Below are 20,445 nucleotides of genomic sequence, written 5' to 3'. Positions count from 1 at the left end.
CAACTTAGACCGTGACTCATTTGGGGATTGATCGTTAGTTCGATCATGGATGCGTTCCTTCGACGGCTGGTGCCCGATGAGTTGTGGGAGTTGTTCCAGCGGGTGGTCCCGCCGGCGCCGACGCGACCGCAAGGTGGCGGGCGGCGCCGGGTCGACGATCGGGTGATCCTTGCGGCGATCGTGTACGTGGCCACCACCGGGTGTGCGTGGCGTCAGTTGCCGCCGGTCTTCGGTGCCTCCTGGCAGACGGTGCACCGCCGCTTCACCGAGTGGAGTACCGCCAGGGTGTGGGCCAAGCTGTACCGGATCCTGCTGGACGAGCTCGGCGCGCGAGGGGAGCTGGACTGGTCACGATGCGCGATCGACTCCGTCAGCGTGCGAGCGATGAAAGGGGGGAACTGACAGGCCCGAATCCTGTCGATCGCGGTAAGAATGGGTCGAAGATCCACCTCATCACCGAGCGGACCGGTCTGCCCCTCGCTGTCGCGATCAGCGCCGCCAACGTCCACGACAGCCTCGCGTTGGAACCGCTGGTACGCAGCATCCCGCCAATCCGCTCCCGTCGCGGGCCACGACGGCGCCGGCCGGGCAAACTCCACGGCGACAAGGGCTACGACTTATCCCCACCTACGGACCTTCCTGCGCGGCCGGGGCATCATCCCGCGCATAGCCCGCCGTGGGATCGAGTCCAGCCAGCGCCTGGGACGCCACCGCTGGGTCGTCGAAAGGACGGTCTCGTGGCTGGCCGGCTGCCGCCGCTTACACCGACGGTACGAGCGCCGCGCCGATCACTTCGCATCCTTCGTGGCCATCGCCGCCGCCCTCATTTGCTACCGCCGACTCACCAAATGAGACGTCCTCTTAGACCGATGATCACCGAGGGAGCCCAGACCATGAACACCATCTTCGGCGACAGCCGATACGGGTAGAGAGTCCGAGTGAGATGGCTCCCCGATCGGCGCCCATCCACTCCAGACATGGGAAAGGGGCTCCGGATCAACTCCGAAACCCCTTATTACGCAACCTCCTGGTTCATGTGGGGCGCTTGGGTGTCGAGTTGCTCGAGCTGCTTGCTCAGCAAAGCGCCCAACGCCTGCGGCGCCACCCGATGGCCACGCCGTTGGAGGTGGCCTCCCGGTGCGGGCTCGCCTGGGTGCGCGGGCGACCCGCACCCGAAGTTGGCGATCAAGGCCTCAGGGCACCGTGATGGTCAACGACATCCCCCGGAAGTCGTCGATGTTCGAGTCCAGGATTCGCCCTTCTTGCTGCCGCTCACGCCGACGACCTTGTAGGTCTGCCCCGCCTGCACGGTTATCTCCGAGGTTCCGCCTGATCGCCGGTTGGTGGTCGGTTCGTCAAAGTAATGCTCGTCGACCAGTCCGAAGCCCCGTCGCGCGGTCTCGTAGACCTTGATCCGGCCCGTCCAGCCGGCGCCGTAGCCTTCGCTGTACCAGGCCAGCCGAAGTAGTACTGGAACGTGCCGCCGTACTCGGTTGTGAGCTTCAGGTTGTTGCCACGTTCAGCCCGGCGGCCCGCGCAGCGGTGCCGGAGCTACTCGTTGTGGAGGACGGCGGCAATGGTGAGGCGGGCGGCGGACCGGGCGGGGATGAGCGCGCCGAGGACGGCGATGGCCACGCCCGCCGCGGCCAGGAGGGCGAGTTGTGGCGGCTGCCAGACGTCCTTCATGAATTCGGGGAACACCACGATGCCGACGTTGTCCACGAGCAGGCGGTGCGCGGCGATCCCGCAGGGGATGCCGATGAGGGCGCCGACCAGACCGAGCGCCGCCATCGACGTCACGGTCATGGTGGTGACCTGGCGGGGCGTCATGCCGATGGATTTGAGCATGCCGAGGTCACGACGGCGTTCGCGGGTGTTGAGCAGGACGGTGTTGAAGACGCCCAGCGCCGCCACCACGATGATGAGCGTGGTGAAGACCGAGGCGAGCCCCACGACGGTGGTGGTGACGAGGGAGTCGGGGACCGCGACGGAGGGGTAGAGACCGGGGTCGGCCGCTTTGACGGCCCTGGCGTAGGCCTCTGGGTCGGCGTGCGGGGTGAGTTGCACCTCGTAGTGGTCGGCACTGGTCTGCGGGGCCAGCGTGGCGAGGGTCTGCCAGGAGGACCATAGGAAGCGGACGTCGCCGTTCATGAGCTGGCCCACGATGGTGGCGCGGGCCTGCTTGCCGTCCAGCTGCAGGGTGACCTGGTCGCCGACCGTCAGGTCGCGCTGGGTCAGGAACGGCGGCGGGGCGACGATCTCGCCCGGCCCTTCCAGCCAGCGGCCTTGGACGACCTGCGGCGCCAGGGTGGAAGGGCCGCCCCGCTGGAAGTTGACGTCGCTGCGCTGGGCGTGGCCCGCCAGGTGCACTTCGACGAACACCTGTGCGGTCACCTTGCCGGCTCCCGGCAGTGAGCGCAGCAGCGCCTCGATGCGCTCGTCACTGAGCGTGGGCGCGGTCTGCTGGAAGGCGGGCTTGCCGGCGCGCACGACCACCCGGGAGGCCGAGTCGGCCTCGGCGAAGGCGAGCATGGTGCTGGTCAGGCCGGTGGTGAGGGTGACGGTGGTGACGCCGAGGACGATCGCCGCCAAGGTCATCATGGTACGGCCGGGCCGGGCCAGCGGCTGGCCCAGCCCGAGGCTGACCGGGCGGGGAAGCCATGTGCCGCCGAGCCATCGCTGGACGGCCAGGGCTCGGCCCCGGGCGGGTGCGCTGCCGGCGCTGATCGCCCGGGCTGCTGGCAGCCGATGGGCGCGCAGCGCGGGCACCAGCGCGGCCAGGAGGACCAGCACGAGCATGCTGGCCGGCGCGGCGACCGGCACCCAGGGGCTGATCCCGATGTCGGCGGCGCCGTTCTCGACGCCCTGGAAGGCGGCGCGCAGCACGGGCCCGGCCAGCATGCTGCCCAGGAGCGTGCCGAGGACGCTGCCGGCGCCGGCGGGCACGGACACCATCGTGAGGTAGACGATGACCACCTGGTTGGGGGTGAAGCCCACGGTCTTGAGCACGCCGATGTGCCGGGAGCCGGACACGACCGCGCCGCTGACGACGTTGGCCACGATCAGGACGGCGACGAGCAGGCTGAGAGCGCTGAAGAGAGTTATGAACAGCAGGTAGGCGTCGGCCGAGCCGGCGTAGGCGTGGCGCAGCGCGAGGTGGGACTGGGCGACGCTCAGCGCTCCGGCGGGCAGCCCGGCGGTGGCCGCCTCCAGGGCGGCTCGTACCTCCTGCTCGGTGTCGTGGTCGGTGAATCGGTAGAGCATCTGCATGCTGCCGGGGCGCAGCGCGGCGGCCTGCTGGGGGGTGACCCAGGCATCGGCCGACTGGCTCATGCTGGAGGCGAAGCCGACGACGGTGAGCGGCGGGAGGCCGGGGGCCTGCAGGCGGGAGCCGAGCGCGCCGGGCCGGGGCGGGGCGTCGGCGTTGCGCAGGTTGAGTACGATCTCGCCGGGGGCGGTGGCCCAGCGTCCTTGCAGGGGGCGGACGCGGTCGACGGGGTCTGCGGGCACGGCGCGGCCCACGATCTTGAGGGGACCTTCGGCCTCGGGGATGTCGGTGGTCCGGGGAAAGGTGATCAGGGCCTGGTCGAAGGGGCCGGACGCGGCCTCGACGCCGGGCCGGTCGCGGGTCTCGGCCAGCTGCTGCCTCGACACCTTCGTGGTGTCGAAGACGGCCACCGCGTGGGCGCCGCTCTGCTGGTCGAAGGCCCGGTCGAACGGGGTGGTGGTGGCGTCGAGCAGCCCCAGGGCCAGCATGGTGGTGATGGTGCCGGACAGCACGACCAGCCCGGTGATGACGGTTTGCAGCCGTCGGCGGCGCACGGCCGCGCGGGCGGCGCGCCACACGGCGCTCATTCGACCCCCTCCAGCGAGCTGTGCCGGGTGATGCGGCCGTCGGCGAGTTCGACCAGGCGGCTGGCGCAGCGGGTGGCGAGGTGCGGGTCGTGGGTGACGATCAGCAGGGTCTGGCCGATCTGGTTGAGGTCGATGAGCAGGTCCATCACCTGCTCGCCGGAGCGGCTGTCCAGCGCGCCTGTCGGCTCGTCGGCCAGGAGCAGGGCCGGGCGGTTCATCAGGGCGCGGGCCACGGCCACGCGCTGCCGTTCGCCGCCGCTGAGCGTGGCCGGGTAGGCGTCCTTGCGGGCGGCGATGCCGAGCTCGCCGAGCAGTTCGAGGGCGCGTCTGCGGGCGTGGCGGGCGGAGGTGCCGATGAGTTGCGCGGGCAGCGCGACGTTGTCCAGCGCCGGCAGGTCGTCGATGAGGTTGAAGAACTGGAAGATCATGCCGATGTGGCGGCGCCGGAACAGCGCCAGCCCGGTCTCGTCGAGCCCGCCCAGGTCCTGGCCGTCGACCTCGACCGTGCCCGCCGTCGGGCGGTCAAGGCCGGCGATCATGTTGAGCAGGGTCGACTTGCCGCATCCCGACGGTCCCATCACGGCGACGGCTTCCCCGGCGTGGATCCGCAGGTCCAGGCCGTTCAGCGCCGTGGTCGCGCCGTACTCCTTGCGCACCCTGTTCAGCCGTACGACGGGCTGTCCGGTCCGGTCATCACTGTTCACCTGGAGAACCGTAGGGCAGGCGTGCGGGCGACGGCATCGGCCCGCGGACTGAATCTGGCGGCCGTGTCGTACCACAGATGTACGGCTGTGGGACCTGGGTCTGATGCGCTGTCGGCCGGCATCTGGGAGATTGAAGGTCGTGTGGGATTCGGGGGCCAGGTGGCTGCTGGTGGCGCTGGTGTCGGCCTGCGCCGTGGCGGGGTGGCTGGGCGTGGCGCTGGTGCGTGCGCGCCGCCTGCGCCGGCGGGCGCTGGAGGAGCGCGGCTGGCTGCTCGAGCGGGAGCGGGAGAGCGCGGCCCGAGCCGCGGTGGAGGGCGAGCGTTCCCGAATCGCCCGTGAGCTGCACGACATCGTCAGCCACAACGTGAGTTTGATGGTGGTGCAGGCCGGGGCGGCCCGGGAGGTGCTGGCGACGATGCCAGGGGAGGCGGAGCAGGCGCTCAGGGCGGTCGAGGGCGCGGGCCGGGACGCGATGACCGAGCTGCGTCACCTGCTGGGGCTGCTCGCGCCGTCGCAGAGTGGCGAGGACGAGCCGTACGGGGGCGAGTTGTCGCCGCAGCCGGGCCTGAGCAGGCTGAGCGCGCTGGTCGACCGGTTCGCCTTCGCTGGTCTGCCCATCGAAGTGCGCATTTCGGGGGCGCCGCGGCCGCTGCCCGCCGGGATCGACGTCACTGCGTACCGGATCGTGCAGGAGGCGCTGACGAATGCGCTCAAGCACGGTAGCGGCGTGCAGGCGCAGGTGACGGTCCGCTACGCCGAGCACTACCTGCGGGTGGAGGTGCTCAACAGCGGGCCGAGCGTCCTGACCGGCGATGCGCCGGCCTCCGCCGATCAGCGGGACGGCGCGGGCCGCGGGCTGGTGGGCCTCCGTGAGCGGGTCGCCGTCTACGGCGGCGACCTGGATGCCCGGCGGCGGCTGGGCGGCGGCTTCCGCGTGCGGGCGCGTATCCCGCTGGACCGGCCGTGAGCGCGGGAGAGGTGGTGCCGCGGGTGCTCATCGCCGATGACCAGGCACTGGTGCGAGGCGGCTTCCGGCTGATCCTGACCACGCGCGGCATCCCCGTGGTGGGGGAGGCCGCCGACGGGGCGGAGGCCGTCGCGGCGGCGCGGAAGCTGCGCCCCGACGTGGTGCTGATGGACATCCGCATGCCGAACATGGACGGCCTGGAGGCCGCCCGGCGCATCCTGCTGGAGCTGCCGGACTGCCGGGTGATCATGCTGACTACGTTCGACCTGGACCGCTACGTCTATGCCGCGCTGTCGCTGGGGGCCAGCGGCTTCCTGCTGAAGGACGTGACCCCCGAGCATCTGGCCGCCGCCGTGCGCCTAGTCAGCACCGGCGACGCGCTGCTGGCCCCCTCCATCACCCGCCGGCTGGTGGAGCGCTACGCCTGCGCCGACGTGCGGCCCGCCCCCGCCCCAGCCGCCGCACACCGCGAACTGGTCGGGCTGACGCCTCGGGAGTTGGAGGTGCTGAGGCTCCTGGGGCAAGGGCTGTCCAACACCGAGCTGGCCGAGGCCCTGACCCTCAGCGAGTCGACCGTCAAAACGCATGTCGGCCGCATCTTCACCAAGCTCGGGCTGCGAGACCGGGCGCAGGCCGTCGTGCTCGCCTACGAGACGGGGCTGGTCTCCCCGGGCGAGAGCGGGTAGGAGCCTGCGCCGCGCCGGTGCTGGCCCCTTCCGCCCCAGAGCACCCGCAGCCCGACGTCGCCCGCGCGCGCCTTGGGTCAGCCGCGCACCGTGGTGGTGCGCAGCTCCGGGTCGGAGTTGATCTCATGTTCGGTGAACCCCACGTTGACCCACTTCTTGCGGGAGTAAAGCTCGGTCTGGTCGGTGTGATGGGGTGAGGCGGGGTTGGCCGACTGCGAGTAGGTGAGGATCGTGCGGGCACGGGGCCCCTGCGGGGTCAGCTCGACGGCCATGATGAAGCTGGAGCCGTTCGCGATCTCGGGATAGCGGCCGTCTGACCGCAGCGGCCCGGAGGGCTCGACGAGGTCGAAGCAGCCTTCCAGATCGGTACAGCCGTGCAACGGGACCGCGCCACGGCGCTGGGCCTCACCCAGGGTGACCGCCGGCGACGTGCCGCTGTCCCGGAAGGCCCGTACGGTCTCCGCCAGGGCCCGCCGTGCCGCCAGGTGGTCGCGGTCGAGTCCGCGCGGGGTGGTGAGCGGGTCGTCCCGGTCGAACGGCACCCGCCACCAGCCGTCCTTGGCCGCCTTCTCACCGCCCGGCGCGCGCCTTTCGGCATTGGCCTTCGCGCCCGCGTCGCGGTGCAGCCGGGTGAAGAACTCGCGCCACAGCACGGCGCCGCGGCTGTCGAGGCCGCTGCGGCCGTTCCAGCGTGCCAGAGTGTCGCACGCCTGGCGGACGTTGACCCGCGTGCCGTCGCCGGCGGTCATGACCGGGTGGGCGCGGCAGATCGCCACCAGGTCGGCGCGGGCGAGGTCGGCGCTGTGGTTGCGGCCGCTCAGCGTCGTGGCCTGCAGAGTCTCCAACGTGAACCCGGCTTCGCGCAGCCCGTCGGCGCCGCTCAGCCGCTGGGAGATCATGTCCAGGCTGAGCCGGGGCCGCAGCCCCGGATCGGCCCCTGTGTCGCCGTAGATACGCGGGTAGCCGCTGATCGGCGCCTCCGGGTTGGTGAGCCAGGGGCTGTTGTTGGAGTTGCTCACGTAGTCGGTGCGGGTCAGCCGCGGGTGGCGGCCGGGCCCGAAGACGCCGGGCTCGACGGCGTCGGCGTCGGCGCCCCAGGCGCAGGCCGCCGTCGAGCCGTCCAGGATGAACCTCCCCGGGTACCGGGCCCTGCCCTGCGCAGTGGTGATGCAGCGCCGGGTCTGGGAGTCGGTGACGTGCGGGACGACGGAGGCGTCGGCGAAGGAGACCGTGCCGCCGGAGTCGGCGGCGATGGTGTAGACGAACGGCAGGCCCTGGTAGGTGTTCTGCGCGGCGCGCAACTGGGCGAGGTTCTGCGCGGCGCCCATGGCCAGCCATTCGTTCATGGAGCGCAGGTTCGCGGCGTTGGGGTCGGCGAGGGCGAAGGCGGTGGTGGCCGTCCAGCCCGTGGCCAGTACGGGCCCGTAGCGCGAACTGTAGAGGACGCGGGTGACGGGCCGGGCTTTGCCGTCGGCCCCGCGCACGGTGACGGTCACCCGCTGCTGTCTCATCGGCTCGGCCCTGCCGTCGACGACGTAGCTGGTCGGGTCACCGTCGGCCAGGTCCAGCTCATAGAGCGTGAAACGCCGGGCGTGCGAGACCGTGTGGGTCCAGGCCAGGCCGGCGGTGTGGCCGATCTGGACCACCGGCGTGCCGTACAGGCTGGCGCCCGACACGTTCAGCTGGCCGGGGATGGTGAGATGGACCTGGTAGAAGCGGTTGGAGCCGGTCCACGGGTAGTGCGGGTTGGCCAACAGCATGGCGCTCCCGCCACGGGTCGCCTCACGGCCCAGCGCCCACCCGTTGCTGCCGGGAACGGGGCCGGATGACAGCACCGGATCCGGTGACGGCACCGGGCGCGGCCGCGACGGCCGGGCACGCGGAGGGGCCGCGGTGGCGATGTCCTTCTGGAACGTTCCGCTGCCGGCCTGCCGGTTCACCTCCAGCGCGCCGTGCCAGATGTCGGACGCGGTGATGGGGCCGACCCAGTCCTTGCCGCGGCAGGTCGGATCGGGCAGCCTCGCCACCCCGGTGTCGCGCAGGTAGCGGTTGTACCCGGCGACATAGCCGTCGACCAGGTCGCGCACCTGCCGTGTCGGTCCCAGTGGTGCCGCCCGGTCCAGCAGCCGCCGCACGAGCCCCGACTCCTGGACGGCACGGTGATAGATGTCGCTGTCCAGGTCGGCCACGCCGAAGTACCGTGATCGTTCGCCCCGCAGCGTCACCACCCGCTCGGCCAACACGCACAGGTTGTCCTGCGCGAAGGCGTAGCCATAGCCGAAGCCGAGACTCGCGTGGTCACGCGCGAGGACGTGCGGGATGCCGTACGCCGTACGCCGGATGGTGGCCTGATATCCGGCATTCCCGCCGTCCGGAGTGGTGGACGCCCGGTCGGTCACCACAACGACGGCGACGGTCACCGCGGACAGCGCGGCCACGAGAGCCGTGATCCACCATCTCCGAAACCTCCGGGCATTCGCCATCCGGCGGGAAGGACAGTTCCTCACGTTGATGCGTCCTTTCTGACGCTTCCCGGGTACACCTGGATCCGGCTGCCCCGCCCCTGATCATCGTGCCGAACGCTAGAACCGGCACCGCTCGGCCTGCATCCACCCCCAGGACCAACCCGCAGTCAGTGTCATACCGCAGGCCTACGCCGGTGAGCCTGTGGCATGACGACGCGACCGTTGCCGCCAGCGCGCAGACCTCGGCCTACGTGTTCTCGATCGCCGCCTACGACAGCCCGCCACTGGGGGCGTCCCGTTACGAAATTTGCGAGACCTGCAGCGTTGGCCTGCTCAAGAAGAGATCAGCTTCTCTTGAGTAGCAGTTCTGCGGGCTCGGCGGTCGGGCCCTGCGCGAGCTGGAGATCCGCCCTCCCGGCCTGACGTGGTACACCACTCATCGAGATCGAGCTCCTCCAGCCCGCCACCACGTGACAAAGCCGCAACCCCAGCCACGACCGAGGGCACCGCGCACGTGCGGGCCCTTGTTACGTCCGGCCTCAGCATCACTGACTGATGGCCGGGAAGTGCTAGTCCAGGACATGCGGCACACTCCAACAGGACGATGACGCCGCCGCTCTCCTAGAACCGTCATTGCGTCAATCAGCAGAAACACCATGATCTCACTCAAGGTGGGTTTTCGGCTTATGTGTGCTGACCCCGTGATGCCGATGCTCGGAGTGTCGTTCAGCGGAGCTCCTCGACCAGCCCGTGATGATGCCGTCGGGGCCGCGGACGTAGCAGTACCGGTAGATGTCCCTGTACTGCGCCACCACGAGTTCGGCGCCGTGGGCGTGCAGGCGCTGCTCAGCCGTACGCGGTCGAAAAGGGGTCGTCACGGACACATGGGCGCATCTGCATGTACGCCCGGGAACGGCCCTGTTACGCGGTGCCGGCGAGGTGCTCCGAGACCGGGCCCAGGGTGAGCAGGCCGCTGCCCGCGCCCGCCAGCTCCGCGGCCGCCGGGGTCAGCCGGGCGCGGGCGCGGCGCATCGCCTCCCGGTCGCCGGAGGCCACCGCCGCCCGCGCCACCAGGCACCACATCGCCTCCATCAGCAGATCCCGCGGCGGTTCCGGCACCCCGGCCAGCGCCGACGCGGCCTCGTCACGGCGGCCATCGGCCAGGAGCACCAGGGGACGGACCCACGGCTCGTACGGTCCCCAGTCCACCTCACCGGTCTCGGGCGGCAGGCCGCGGCGCACACGCGCGCACAACAACGCCAGCGGCAGCAACCCACGCTCCAGGCCCGGCATGCCGGCGCCGGCCAACCGCGCGGCCGCCTGGCGGTAGGCCGCCTCGACGTCCTCGATCGCCGTGGCCGCGCCGGCCGCCTGATCGGCCGCCTCCGTCTCATGGGGTTCATCGGGCGGCGTCCGTCCCGTCGCGTCCAGCCGCAGCGCCCGGTACCAGCCGGTGAACACGCTCACCAGCGGCCGCTCATGCCGCTCGGCCAGCCGTTCCGCGGCGGCCGCGTGCCGGTCGGCCTCGGTGAAGTCGGCGAACGCGCACCGCGCCTGCAGGCGGATGAGATGCCCGAGGACCTCGAACGAGGCCAGTCCGTGCCGGGCCGACAACGCCACCAGCTCCGCGCCGATCCTGTCCCGGTGACCGGCCAGCCCGGCGTGGGAGAAGCTCTGCATGAACACCCCGTTGAGCGCGAAGGCCAGCAAGGCGGGATCGTCCAGCCGGCGCGCGATCTCCTCCGCCTGCCGGGCCGCGGCACCCGCACGCGCGGCGTGCGTGCCGCGCGACTCCAGGGCGATCGTGGCCAGCAGGCGGGCCCGCACCGCGTCCGGCGCGTCCGGCGGGAGAGCGGCCAGAGCACGTTCGGCAGCCGCCACGATCCGCGCCGCCTGCCCCGGGTCGTCCGAACGGGTCCATATCGCCGGCACGTCATAGGAGCCGATCACCCGTGCCGTCAGCTCCGCCTCGCCGAGTTCCTCGGCCGCCGCGATCGCCGCCACCCAGTGCCGGCGTGCCGCCTCCAGGCCCGCGCCGCCGGTCACGGCCAGATCGCGCATCAACGTCACCGTCGACTCCAGCCGCGCCCTGGCGCCCGCCGGCACGCTGCGGTCGTAGGCGGCCGCCGCCTGCGCCCACACCGAGTCCGCCGTACCCGACACCGGGTCGAGATGCGGGGCATGATGCAGGATGTCGGACTCCAGACGGCGCAGCCGCGGCCCCGGATCCACCCCGAGGTGCTCCGCCAGCAGCCCCCGCGCCCGCCGCAGCACCGCCAGCGCGTCGCCCTGGCGGCCGGCACGGTAAAGCGCCAGGGCCAGCAGCCGCCAGCCGTCCTCCCGCCACGGGTGCTCGGCCACATGCGCGTCCAGGTCCGGCACCGCCTCGCCGGCCAGCCCGAGGGCCAGTCGTGCCTCGGCCCGCCGCTCGATCGCGTGCAGGCGCAGCTCGGCCAGGCGCGAACGCTCCGCGCGTACCCAGTCCTGGCCGGCGAACTCGGCATAGGCGGGCCCGCGCCACCATCCCAGGGCCTCCTCCAGCCGCTCGAGAGCCTGCCGGGGCGGCAGCGCCGCGGCGGCGGCGACCGCCTGCTCGAACCGCCAGGCGTCCACCGCGTCCGGGGCGGCGCGCAACGCGTACCCCGGCCCTTCGGTCACCAGCAGCCGCGGCGCGGCACGCGGCGGCCGGTCCGGCTCCAGCGCGCGGCGCAGCGCCGCCACGAACGTCCGCAGCGCCCCCACCGCTCCCGGCGGCGGCTCGCCCTCCCACAGGTCGGCGGCCAGGCGCGTCACCGGCACGACGCGGCGGCGGGCGACGATCAGCCGGGCCAGCACCGCGCGATGCCGCGGCCCCTTGACGTCGATCACGCCGCCGGCCTCGTCCCACGCCGTCACCGGCCCCAACACCCCGAACCGCACCGTACGCCCCTCCTCAGCCAGCCACGGTAGCGCGCTGACCGGATGCTCATTCGCGCCCGGCACGCTGAACGCAGTCACCGTCCGCAAAGGAGATCATCATCATGACGAGCACCCCCGCCATCGCCGGCTTCGACTACCGGCGCGTCCCCGTCGCCGACGGCGTGTCACTCAACGTGGCCGTCGCGGGCGCCGGCAGCCCCATCGTGCTGCTGCACGGCTTCCCCCAGACCCACCTGATGTGGCGGCACGTGGCCGCCGACCTCGCCGCCGACCACACCGTGATCTGCCCCGACCTGCGCGGGTACGGAGCCAGCGACAAGCCCGCCGAGGCCGGCGCCGCCACCTACGCCAAGCGCACCATGGCCGCCGACGTCGTGACGCTGGCCCGCACGCTGGGGCACGAGCGGTTCGCGCTGGCCGGGCACGACCGGGGCGCCCTGGTCGCCTTCCGCGCCGGGCTCGACCATCCGGCGGCGATCACCCACCTGGCCTGCCTGGACGTGCTGCCGACTCTGGACATGTGGGAGGTGATGCGCGGCGCCGGCGCGGCCGTCGGCTTCCACCTGTACCTGATGGCCCAGCCTCCCGGCCTGCCGGAGAAGATGATCGCCGCCAGCGCGGACACGTTCTTCGGCCACTTCCTCGACCTGTGGACCGGCGACTCGCAGGCCGTCCCGGACGACGTGCGCGCCGCGTACCTGCGCGCCTGCCGCGAGGCGATCCCCTCCATCGTGGCCGACTACCGGGCCTCTGCCGGGATCGACGCCGAGCACGACCGGGCCGACCGGGAGGCGGGCAACCGGCTGCGGATGCCGGTCACCGTGCTGCAGCAGGACTGGGGTGCCGCGCTCGGCTACGACGCGGCGGCGCTGTGGCGGGCGTGGGCGCCCGACCTGCGGCACGAGACCGTCACCTGCGGCCACTTCATGGCCGAGGAAGCACCCGCCGACATCACCAAGGCGCTGCGCGCCCTGCTGTCTCGCTGACGCAGACGTCGTGCTCGGCGGACAGGCGGGACGAGCCGGCCGCATCGGCAGAGGACGCGGCGTCAGCCGGAAAGCGGCAGCTCGTAGCGGCTGACCCAGGTGAGAGGGCCGTCGTCACGGCGTTGGCCCGGAGCGCCGCCCACGGGCACGTCGCCGCGGTGGAGGAAGCCGCGCGCCTCGTAGTAGGACCGCAGCCGGCCGTTGGAGGCCACACAGTCCAACCGCAGGACATCCCGCCGGTTGCTCCGCACGGTGCCGGCCGTCCATTCGAGGATGACCGCGCCCAGCCCGGCGGCCCGGCGGCGGACGGCCATGCGGTGTACGTACCCGGCGGATCCGGCCGTGTCCGCCCACAGAGGGTCCGACCAGTCCAAGGTGAGCGTGCCGACGGCCGTGCCGCTGTCGCGGACCAGCCACGTCTCTCCCCGCGTGATCGCCTCTTCGATCCAGGAGCGCTCGAAACGGTCCGGCCACTGGGTGATAGCGCGCCGCCTGAGCCAGTCCGCCGCCTCGTTCAGCACGCTCAGCACCTCTGCCGTGTGGGCCGGGCACGCGCGGTGGAAGGTGAGGTGCGCGGGTGTCGACATGCGATCGATCCTACCCATGGCGTTTGATAAAGTGAACGTATGGTTCATGGAAATAGTGCACTGCAGGGAGCGCTCTACCTCGACGACACCCATCTCACTGAGATCACCACGAGCGTGATCGCAGCAGGGCGGGACGAAGCCGGTGGCGAGTGGGTCGCGGTACGGGACAACCTCTTCCACCCGCAAGGCGGTGGCCAGCCCGCTGACCGCGGCTGGGTGGGGGAGCGGGAGGTCGTTCCCGTCCGCCATGCTCCCACCGGCCTGGTGGTGCTCACCGGCGCCGAGCCGGGACCGGTCGAGGGCGACGTCGTCCACACCCGCGTCGACGCCGGCCTGCGGCTGCTGCATGCGGCCCTCCACACCGCCGGCCACCTCGTCGAAGCGGCGAGCCGGGCCCAGGGATGGACGCTGGCCGGCAGCAACCACTTCCCGGGCCAGGCCCGCATCGAGCTGACCCCGTCGGAGACGGGCACGCAGCTCGCCGACGCCGAGGACCGGGACAAGGCCGCCGACCGGCTGCGCGCGTTCGTGGCCACGGCCGTGGCCGACGACCTGCCGGTCACCGCCGAGCACGACGCCGGGGGCCGCCGGATCGTCCGGCTCGGCGACCTGCACGCCGCCCCCTGCGGAGGCACGCACGTCCGCAGCCTCGCCGACCTGGCGCACGTGACGATCTCCGCCGTCAAGCTGAAGAAGGGCCGCGTCCGCGTCTCCTACTCCGCCTCCCACAAACCGCTGCGATGAGCACCGCCGACGAGGGCCCCCGTCCGGCCGGCAGCGCAGCCACCGGAAGCGACCGCCGTCCCGCCGGCACTGCGGCCGCTGACCGCGACCGCCGTCGCACCAGCAGCGCGGCCGCCGCGGCCGGCGCGCAGATTCAGCGGCTCCGCCGGCAGCGCGGCATGAGCCAGGCCGAGCTGGCCCGGCGCACCGGCCTCAGCAAGGCGACGTTGTCGCAGCTGGAGGCGGGCATGGGCAACCCCACGATCGACACGCTGGACGCCGTCGCCGTCGCCCTGGCCGTCCCGCTCACCGACCTGCTGACCCGGGCCGGCGATCCCGGCGTGGTGCACCTGCCGGCGACCGCCGCTGCCGGCGACGGCCCCACTCGTGAGCTGTTGCGCCGCATCAGCGGCGGTCACAGCCTGGAGATCTGGCGGCTGCGCCTCCCGCCGGAGACCGCCGTCGACGGCGTGCCCCACGCGCCCGGCACGACCGAGCATCTCCTGCTCGCCTCCGGCCATCTCGTCGCCGGTCCGGCCGACGATCCGCGCGGTCTGGAGCCCGGCGACATGCTGGCCTTCGCCGGAGACGCCCCGCACTGCTACCGCACCGGTGACCTGCCTGCCGACGTCACCGTCGTCATCGCCTCCCCGGTCGCGGGCTGAGCCCCTGAGCGCTTCGGCACGCTCACCCGCCGGCCTCGTCGTGCCGAGACGACGCGATGTCCAGGCAGCAGCGTACGAAGTCCCGCACCACGGGATTGTCGTCATCGGCCGGCGCCCAAGCGACGCCCACCTGGCTCGGGCTCACACCGCTGACGGGCCGGTACGTGACTCCGGGCCGGGCATAGAAGCGGGCGGCGGACTCGGGGGCCAGGGCGACGCCGTACCCGTTGGCGATCGCGCTGAGCCAGTCGTCGGGCTGCTCGGTGACCGCGCCGATGCGCACCGGGCGGCCCTCGCGTTCGTCGGCGGCCAGCCAAAAGTCCCGCCATCGCCCCGTCTCGGCCGGGGCCGCCACGAACGGCTCGTCCCACAGCTCACGGAAGGCGATCCGCCGAGCTCCGTCCCGTACGGCCAGGGGGTGGGTGGCGGGCAGCGCCACCCACCGCGGCTCGGTGAAGAGGACCTCCACCCGGACGTTCTCCTGGCCGGGGAAGGGCAGCCGGAGCAGAGCGGCGTCGACGTCGCCGCGGTCGAGCCCGGCCGTCGGGTTCGACCAGGCCGCCTGCCGCATGTCGGCCCGCCACCCCGGCCGCCGGCGGGCGAACTCGGCGACGATGTCCTGAGTGGCCTCGTTGGCGGCGCTGGCCAGAAAACCCACCCGCAACACGCGCGCCGCCCGGCCGGCGGTTCTCCTGGTCTCCCGCAGCACCTCATCCCAGCCGCCCAGCAGCGCGGGCGCCCGCTGCGCGAGGGTCCGGCCCGGCTCGGTCAGGGCCATGCCGGTCTTGGACCGCGTGAACAGCCGCACTCCGAGTTGCGTCTCGAGCTGCCTGATCTGCTTGGTCAGCGCCGGTTGCGACACGAACAGCCGTTCCGCGGCACGGGTGAGGCTGCCTTCCTCCGCCACGGCCACGAAGTAACGCAGCAGCCGCGTGTCGACATCCATGCCATCAGGTTATAGATGCGGATCCGGGCCTGTCGGGGCGCCCTTAACCCCGTCTGAAGAAGACCGTAAGGTCTCCCTGGCAGTGTGGAGCCATCACCACGACAGAGGAAACCCCGAAGGAACGAGATCTCATGCGTACGTTCAAGCTCCAGGTCCAGACCACCGTTGACGGCTACATGGCCGGGCCGAACGGTGAGATGGACTGGATGACGTTCCCGTGGACCGACGACATCAACGCCTACATCGATGCGATCACCGATTCGGTCGACTGCATCGTGCTGGGCCGCAAGCTCGCCGAAGGTTTCATCCCGGCCTGGAAGTCCGGGCCGCCCGGGGAGACCGAGGAGTCGATCGACTGGATGAACAACACGCCCAAAGTCGTGATCTCCAACACCCTCACCGAGTCGCCCTGGGAGAACGCCACCGTCGCCGGCGGGGACCTCGCCGAGACCGTCAACAAGCTCAAGGCCCAGCCGGGCGGGGACATCATCGCCTACGGTGGCGGCACGCTCGTCCGGGACCTGATCGCCAAGGACCTGCTCGACGAGCTCCACCTGTTCGTCAACCCCGCCGCGATCGGCACCGGGATGCCGGTGTTCCCCGACCTCGGCGCACCCCAGCGGCTGCGTCTCGTGACGGCGCGGCCGTTCGAGTGCGGGATCACCGCGCTGCACTACGAGCCGAAGCGCTCCTGAACGTTCTCCGGCGATCAGGCGATGGCCTTCCGGATCGCTGGGACGATCTCCCCGGCCCAGCGTCCGAGGGCGAGGTCGGTGGGTGTGCCGTCGGGCGGGAAGTAGACGAAGCCGGAGGCGTCGTGCTCGAGCACCGCACCGGTGAGCTCCTCGGCCCACTGCTCGACCGAACCGCCGACCCAGCGGCCTTCGCCGTCGCGGGTGGCGGCCAGCGGGCGCGGCGTGATGACGCCGGGGATGTTATAGATCGTGGCGATGTCGCGGGGATCGCGGCCGGCGTCGGCGGCCGCCTGGTCGATGACGGGGCGCGAGTCGCGGTAGCGCGGGCTGAGCCAGTCAGCGGCGTGTCCGGGGATCCATCCGTCGGCCACGCGTCCGGTGACGGCCAGCGACTTGGGCCCGACCGAGCCGGTTCACACGGGCGGGGCGGGGATCGGCGCCGGCTCGAGGTCGGTGACCTGGTAGAACTCGCCGTCGAACGTCACCCGGTCGCCGCCGCCGCACAGCGCCCTGACCAGGATGATGGCTTCCTCGAGCGCCCGGACGGCCGCGCCGGGCCCCAGCCGCGGCAGGCCCAGCCTCGCGATGTCGTCCCAGAGGCCGCCTGCGCCCATGCCCAGCACGATCCGGCCCTCGGCCAGGGCGGACAAGGAGGTGATCGTGCGCGCCAGCATCGGGGCGGGACGGCTGGGGAGGTTGGTGACGCTCACCAGGCCCGCGATGTTCGTGGTACGGCCCAGAGCCACGCCCACCAGGGAGTAGGCGTCCAGCCGGTCCGCGAAATAGGGATGATCCGACACGGTGAACAGGTCCAGCCCTTCCCGGTCTGCCTGGGCCGCGTGGCGGAGGGTCTCCTGCGCCGCGCCGACCGCGGTCGAGATCCCGACCCCGAACAACACTTTTCGCGCCGGAATAGTCATGTGCATCCTGCATGACGTGAGTAGTTCGTGTAGCGAATCATGTGGTGGTAATCTAATCGAATGCGTGAGGACGAGGACAATCTGGGGGTGGTGACCGCACTGGTGCGGTCAGCCTTTCTGGTCAACGCCGTCTATGCCGAATCGGCCCGCGAATACGGGCTGACCCCTCAGCAGGGGCAGCTCTTGTGCGTGTTGATGGCGCAGCCGTACGGGATGAGCGCCCTGGGCCCGATGTTGCGGCTGGCCAAGTCCAGTCTCACCGAGCTGGTGGACCGGACCGCCCAGCGTGGCCTGGTCCGGCGCGAAGCGGACCCGGCGGACCGGCGCGTGGTCCGGGTCGCGCTCACCAAGCGGGGCAGCGAGCTGGCCGAGGAGTTCTACACCGCCACCTGCCGGCGGATCGAGGAGCTTCCCGCGACCCTCGACGGCGCGGCACGCGACACGCTCGCCGATCTGCTCAGCCGGGTGGTGCGAGACAACAACGTGCCGATGGTCTTCCTGGAGCGGGACGAAGCCCCGCCCGTCGCAGGCGGCCGCTGACCCGCCGCCTGCCTCGCCTCCGCGGGCGGCCCGTATCAGGCCGCCGTGGGCACGTCGCGGGCGACCCCGAACAGTTCGGCGAACCGGCCGGTGAACAGATCCGCGCCCTTGTACGCGGAGACAGCCTCCGGGGCCAGGACGATCGGCCCCTCGGGGGAGGGCAGCTGACCGACACCGCCCTCCGGCCCGAGCGGGAGCAGCACGAACGGCGTCGCGGACGGCTGGTAGACGGCGTCGGGCCGGCCACCGCGTACGTGGGCGATGATGTTCTGCGCGACGACCTCGGCGTGGCGCATCGCGTTCCCGGCCATCTTGGCCTCGGCGATGTCGGTGATGTCACCGATCGCGTAGATGTGGCCGTGGCCCTCCACGTTGAGCGTCTCGGTCACCCGGATGCGGCCTTCCGGCGTGCGCACGGAGCCCAGATCCGCGCTGAGGTAACCGGTGTCGAGGCTGACCCCGTAGGCGCGGAACCAGATGTCGGCGGAGATGTCCCCGCCGCTGGACGGCACCGTGAACGACCCGGCCCGTCCTGGCTCGGCCGGTGGCTCCGCACCCAGCGTGATTCCCAGCCGTACGTCCACCCCGAGCGCGTCGAGCTGGTGCCGCAGATCATCTCGCATCTGCGCCTCGAAGCCGGGGACCAACTGCGGCGTGGGGTCGACGACGGTGACGTGCTTGTCCGGCCAGACCGTCTTGATCTCCCCGGCAAGCTCCAGGCCGACCGGCCCGGCACCCGCGATCAGCACCCGGGAGGCTCCCGCGAGCTCGGCGTGGGCGGCCAGCAACCGCTCGCGCGCCGTGCCGGAGACAGCGTCGTCGAACTTGAACGGAAAGGGATAACCGGAACCGGTGGCCAGAACGAGATAGTCGGCGTCCACCCGGTCGCCAGAGGCAAGGACGACGCCTCCGGAGTCGACCGAGACCGCGCGGTCATGGACGACCCTGCCGTGCCGAAGCAGCTTGTCATACGGGAAGAACAGGTTGACCGTCCAATCCGGCTGAACCAGCGCGCGCGGGGAGACCGCGTTCTGGACGAAAGCGTCCTTGGGCTCGATCAGGACGACATCGGTGTCCTGATCGAGCGCCTTGGCGGCGGTGACGCCGCCGTACCCGCCGCCGATGATCGCGACCGTACGCCTCATAGTGCCTACTCCTCACAAGGGTGAGCTGAAGTTCGTGTCCCGAACAATATTAGTTCGGGACACGAACTGCAACTCAAAGCCAAAGACGTGGCGGGCCGTCGGGTGTATTCGGTTTGCAGAATGCCGCCCGCGGAGCGGCGGTCGCAGACGCGGGCCGGCATGGCGACCCCGCAGCCAGCACCACGGTGAGCAGGTACCACAAGGGCGGGATGGTCACCGGGCCGTCGTCGAGGTCTCGGCCGGCCCGATCCCTCTGGCGAGCCCCAGCGGGGGCGGCTCTAGTTCCTCGGCCAGCGCCTGGCGGGCGTCGCGGCCGAGGAAAACGGTGCGGCTGGTGCGGCCAGCCCTTGCCCCGCACACCCGCTAAGCGCGCCTATGGCGGCTACGGGGTGATGATCTATTGGCATGGAGGGAGCGGCATCGCGAAACGGGGAGCGTCAGAGGGCCAGTTGCCAGGCTGCTGTTCCTGTGCCAGGGAACCGCGGGCGGAAGAGGGCTGGTCCCGGCAGGCGGCAGAGCGTCCAGGAAGAGGCGCGCGTAGCGCCGCCGGCCGTCGCTTTGGGGTTCCACGGTCCACAGCACGCTGACCAGCAGGGACCGGCCCTGCAGATCACTGCAGAAGCGTCTTCTTCACTGGATTTCGGGCGGTATCTTCTGGAGTCAGGGCAGGCGCCGGCGGATCGGACTTCCGCAAGGTAGATCTTTTGTCCGATTTGTCATAGAAAGGCGACGAACGCATACAATTTTCGAATGCGTTTCGTCCCTTTTGTCGCGATTGCTGCTGCAGTGACCTTCGGTGTCGCCACCCCCGCGTCAGCCATCACCAACGGCTCGCCTGACGGTGACGCGCACCCCGAAGTGGGCGCCCTCATCGGCGACAAGGCCAACCCCGACGGAACGTGGTCCTACTGCACGGGCACCCTCATCTCTCCCACCGTCTTCCTCACCGCCGCCCACTGCGGCGAACGCAAGCAGAAGACCGCCCGGGTCTCCTTCGCCAGCCACTACGAACCCGGCGCCAAGCTCTACACCGGCCGGTACGTGCCCGACCCGCGCTACAAGGACAAGTCCGACCTCCATGACATGGCCGTGGTCATCTTCAACACGCCCATCACGGACATCAAGCCCGCCCAGCTGCCGACAGCCGGCCTCCTCGACAAGCTCAAAGCCGACAACCGCCTGAAGGGCACACGATTCACCCCGGTCGGATACGGCTCCGTGGACCCCGCCAAGAACAAGAAGGGCCGCGGAGGGCGCTACCACTACACCGACACGCGTAACCAGACGTCCATATCGTTCGACGCCCTCTCCCGCAGGTGGCTGGACCTGAAGCTGAGCTCCAAGACCGACGGCAGCACCTGCTTCGGCGACTCCGGCGGACCGAACTTCCTGGGCGGACCCACCTCCCACCTCCTCGTCGCCACCTCGATCAGCGGAGCCGACGACGCCTGCAAGGGGACCAACTTCGACTACCGCCTGGACACCGCCTCGGCCCGGGAGTTCCTCGGCAAGTACGTCACGCTGCCCTGAACCGCCGACACGGGTGACCGCCCGCTCGGGCGCGCTCGGTGGACCCGGGCAAAGGGGCTCGCGCGAAAGATGGGCCTTTGTGAGTGGGTCGCCTCAGAGCACGGCCCGCGCG

Annotated in this window: 15 protein-coding genes and 2 pseudogenes; 9 read left to right on the top strand and 8 right to left on the bottom strand. The window is 71.4% G+C overall.

Features of this window, described 5'->3' with window-relative positions:
• Nucleotides 1-45 precede the first annotated feature (45 nt).
• A pseudogene (locus EDD27_RS18375) lies at nt 46-852 on the top strand (IS5 family transposase).
• Nucleotides 853-1,551: 699 nt separating this feature from the next.
• On the opposite strand, the gene EDD27_RS18370 reads toward EDD27_RS18375, so the two are convergent.
• Nucleotides 1,552-3,855, bottom strand: coding sequence for an ABC transporter permease (locus tag EDD27_RS18370; RefSeq protein WP_127933515.1), 2,304 nt, complete (start codon nt 3,853-3,855; stop codon nt 1,552-1,554).
• On the bottom strand, nt 3,852-4,559 hold the full coding sequence (locus tag EDD27_RS18365; RefSeq protein ID WP_127933514.1) for an ABC transporter ATP-binding protein: 708 nt from the start codon (nt 4,557-4,559) through the stop codon (nt 3,852-3,854). The genes EDD27_RS18370 and EDD27_RS18365 overlap by 4 nt, the downstream gene beginning before the upstream one ends.
• 139 nt (nt 4,560-4,698) lie before the next feature.
• On the opposite strand from EDD27_RS18365, the gene EDD27_RS18360 reads away from it, so the two are divergent.
• Together EDD27_RS18360 and EDD27_RS18355 are read left to right on the top strand one after the other, a co-directional pair.
• Nucleotides 4,699-5,526: a sensor histidine kinase gene (locus EDD27_RS18360; RefSeq protein WP_241564107.1), complete on the top strand. Its 828-nt coding sequence runs from the start codon at nt 4,699-4,701 to the stop codon at nt 5,524-5,526.
• Nucleotides 5,523-6,212, top strand: coding sequence for a response regulator (locus tag EDD27_RS18355; protein WP_277750729.1), 690 nt, complete (start codon nt 5,523-5,525; stop codon nt 6,210-6,212). The genes EDD27_RS18360 and EDD27_RS18355 overlap by 4 nt, the downstream gene beginning before the upstream one ends.
• A 77-nt stretch (nt 6,213-6,289) precedes the next feature.
• On the opposite strand, the gene EDD27_RS18350 is transcribed toward EDD27_RS18355, so the two are convergent.
• The gene (locus EDD27_RS18350; protein ID WP_241564106.1) at nt 6,290-8,650 is read right to left on the bottom strand and encodes a penicillin acylase family protein; all 2,361 of its coding nucleotides are present in this window, start codon (nt 8,648-8,650) and stop codon (nt 6,290-6,292) included.
• Nucleotides 8,651-9,598: 948 nt separating this feature from the next.
• A complete protein-coding gene (locus tag EDD27_RS18340) occupies nt 9,599-11,596 on the bottom strand; it encodes an AfsR/SARP family transcriptional regulator (RefSeq protein WP_127940775.1) in 1,998 nt (665 codons plus the stop codon).
• A gap of 101 nt (nt 11,597-11,697) precedes the next feature.
• Here EDD27_RS18340 and EDD27_RS18335 point away from each other — a divergent pair, with 101 nt between their 5' ends.
• Nucleotides 11,698-12,582, top strand: a complete 885-nt coding sequence (locus tag EDD27_RS18335; RefSeq protein ID WP_127933511.1) for an alpha/beta fold hydrolase — start codon at nt 11,698-11,700, stop codon at nt 12,580-12,582.
• Nucleotides 12,583-12,644: 62 nt separating this feature from the next.
• Here EDD27_RS18335 and EDD27_RS18330 read toward each other — a convergent pair whose 3' ends face one another.
• Nucleotides 12,645-13,169, bottom strand: a complete 525-nt coding sequence (locus tag EDD27_RS18330; RefSeq protein ID WP_164903678.1) for a GNAT family N-acetyltransferase — start codon at nt 13,167-13,169, stop codon at nt 12,645-12,647.
• A 39-nt stretch (nt 13,170-13,208) separates the two neighbouring features.
• Between EDD27_RS18330 and EDD27_RS18325 the strand changes: the two genes are divergently transcribed.
• Both EDD27_RS18325 and EDD27_RS18320 read left to right on the top strand, forming a co-directional pair.
• Nucleotides 13,209-13,913 carry an alanyl-tRNA editing protein gene (locus EDD27_RS18325; RefSeq protein WP_127933509.1) on the top strand — a complete coding sequence of 235 codons (705 nt, stop codon included), beginning with the start codon at nt 13,209-13,211 and terminating at the stop codon, nt 13,911-13,913.
• Nucleotides 13,910-14,557 carry a helix-turn-helix domain-containing protein gene (locus tag EDD27_RS18320; protein ID WP_127933508.1) on the top strand — a complete coding sequence of 216 codons (648 nt, stop codon included), beginning with the start codon at nt 13,910-13,912 and terminating at the stop codon, nt 14,555-14,557. The genes EDD27_RS18325 and EDD27_RS18320 overlap by 4 nt, the downstream gene beginning before the upstream one ends.
• 22 nt (nt 14,558-14,579) lie before the next feature.
• On the opposite strand, the gene EDD27_RS18315 is transcribed toward EDD27_RS18320, so the two are convergent.
• Complete coding sequence (locus EDD27_RS18315; protein ID WP_127933507.1) at nt 14,580-15,503, bottom strand: LysR family transcriptional regulator; 924 nt, start codon at nt 15,501-15,503, stop codon at nt 14,580-14,582.
• Between the two features lie 131 nt (nt 15,504-15,634).
• Between EDD27_RS18315 and EDD27_RS18310 the strand changes: the two genes are divergently transcribed.
• A complete protein-coding gene (locus EDD27_RS18310) occupies nt 15,635-16,198 on the top strand; it encodes a dihydrofolate reductase family protein (protein WP_127933506.1) in 564 nt (187 codons plus the stop codon).
• 14 nt (nt 16,199-16,212) lie between these two features.
• Here EDD27_RS18310 and EDD27_RS18305 read toward each other — a convergent pair.
• Nucleotides 16,213-17,118 (bottom strand): annotated as a pseudogene (locus tag EDD27_RS18305) (LLM class flavin-dependent oxidoreductase).
• A 60-nt stretch (nt 17,119-17,178) separates the two neighbouring features.
• Here EDD27_RS18305 and EDD27_RS18300 point away from each other — a divergent pair.
• Nucleotides 17,179-17,658 (top strand): MarR family winged helix-turn-helix transcriptional regulator, encoded by a 480-nt coding sequence (locus tag EDD27_RS18300; RefSeq protein WP_206641488.1) that lies wholly within the window; start codon nt 17,179-17,181, stop codon nt 17,656-17,658.
• 35 nt (nt 17,659-17,693) lie between these two features.
• Here the strand turns inward: EDD27_RS18300 and EDD27_RS18295 are convergent, their stop codons facing one another.
• Nucleotides 17,694-18,803 carry an NAD(P)/FAD-dependent oxidoreductase gene (locus EDD27_RS18295; protein WP_127933505.1) on the bottom strand — a complete coding sequence of 370 codons (1,110 nt, stop codon included), beginning with the start codon at nt 18,801-18,803 and terminating at the stop codon, nt 17,694-17,696.
• A 750-nt stretch (nt 18,804-19,553) separates the two neighbouring features.
• Here EDD27_RS18295 and EDD27_RS18290 point away from each other — a divergent pair.
• Nucleotides 19,554-20,333, top strand: a complete 780-nt coding sequence (locus tag EDD27_RS18290; protein ID WP_127933504.1) for a S1 family peptidase — start codon at nt 19,554-19,556, stop codon at nt 20,331-20,333.
• Nucleotides 20,334-20,445: the final 112 nt, after the last annotated feature.

This window comes from Nonomuraea polychroma, from assembly GCF_004011505.1.
GTDB classification, from domain to species: Bacteria; Actinomycetota; Actinomycetes; order Streptosporangiales; family Streptosporangiaceae; genus Nonomuraea; species Nonomuraea polychroma.
Note: the sequence above shows the minus strand (reverse complement) of the source record. Positions and strands in the feature narration are given on the sequence as shown.